We start from the raw sequence: 1,384 nt of genomic DNA, 5'->3' as shown, positions 1-1,384 counted from the left end.
AACTATACCAAAACTGGAGGTGTTTTTCTTTTATGATGATTGAGTGTCAAGCAACATAACACATTAGCTATTGACTAGTATTGTACCTAAGTTAAACTACATTTTTACTCTGCGAAAGTTGAGTTATAAAGTAATCACCGTATAGTAGAAAAGATTATATAGGTTCAATGAAGGGAAAAGAGAGAATGGAGCAATACTTTGATGTTCAAACACTAATCTGGCTGTTTCTTCTGGACATGATCCGTTGTGCTTTAGCCAATTTTTTCTCCAATTTACGAAGGTATTTGGGATTGCTGTGCACTTTTTTATTAGACAAGATAGCAAAGTCTTTTAGCCCCAAGTCAATACCGATACAGACTTTAGTTTTGGGCAATTCTTTTACATCTGTCTCAACCAGAATGGATATATAATAGCCGCCACTTGGATTGCGTCTGACAGTGACACGCGTGATACGACCTTCCACTTCGCGACTTTTAGCAAACTTAACGAAACCAAGTTTGGGCAGCTTGATTTTGTTTCCACTGACCGCAATATTATTGTTCGTGTATTTGGTCGTATAGGACTGAACCTTATTATTTTTGGATTTGAAGCGTGGTGCTTCATTTTGTTTTTTGTAAAACCTGGAAAAGGAATCAGCAAGGTTCTAGAGAGAAGATTGCAGGGCAACACTGTCCACTTCTTTCAACCAGAGCTATTACTTTTTTAGCTGTGTCAATTGTTTAGAGCAAATATTGTATGTCAGGCCTTTTCCATACTCATTGTATGCAGTATTCCACTGATTCAGGAAATGGTTGAATACAAAACGGCTGCATCCGATTGTTTTGGCAATTAGTATTTCTTGTACTTTGTTTGGATAGATACGAAACTTATAGGCTTTATTTACTGGTATCCATTTCACCTCCCTTAGAAGGAATATTTGTTCCTATTATATCAAAAAATCCATGTTTGGGAGAAAATTAATTTGAAGTGCCTGAAAAAATTGAAACGTTTAGCAGAAATTATTTTCCATCTATTTTAAGTGGCGCTTGAACGGACAATTAAGATGGCTGAAGCCAACCCTCGTCCGAAGGTGCTTCATCTCTACCCTGCTTCACTGAGGATGGAGTCTTCTCGCCTGGCATGATAATAAAACTTCCCAAACCATAAAAAAACTGACTCAAACAACACAATGTTTGAGTCAGTTTCTTATTGCCTGGCGGCGTCCTACTCTTGCAGGGGCAAAGCCCCAACTACCATCGGCGCTGGAGAGCTTAACTGCTGTGTTCGGCATGGGAACAGGTGTGACCTCTCCGCTATTGCTACCAGACATATAGGGTGTTCCGTGATCACAATATGCTTAACAGAACTTCCTTATGGGTTAAAATCAAGGACAAGATATATTATA

The 1,384-nt window shown here is 38.7% G+C and carries 1 rRNA gene and 1 pseudogene; both read right to left on the bottom strand.

Going from position 1 to position 1,384, the window contains the following annotated elements:
• Positions 1-226: 226 nt before the first annotated feature.
• Positions 227-889 (bottom strand): annotated as a pseudogene (locus CZ382_RS00065) (RNA-guided endonuclease TnpB family protein); the annotation flags it as partial.
• A 301-nt stretch (positions 890-1,190) separates the two neighbouring features.
• Positions 1,191-1,306 (bottom strand): 5S ribosomal RNA (rrf, locus tag CZ382_RS00060).
• Positions 1,307-1,384 lie beyond the last annotated feature (78 nt).

The sequence above is a fragment of the Virgibacillus dakarensis genome (assembly GCF_900155625.1).
Lineage (GTDB): Bacteria > Bacillota > Bacilli > Bacillales > Amphibacillaceae > Lentibacillus_C > Lentibacillus_C populi.
The sequence above is the reverse complement of the archived record's forward strand: the minus strand, read 5'-3'. Positions and strand labels throughout refer to the sequence as shown.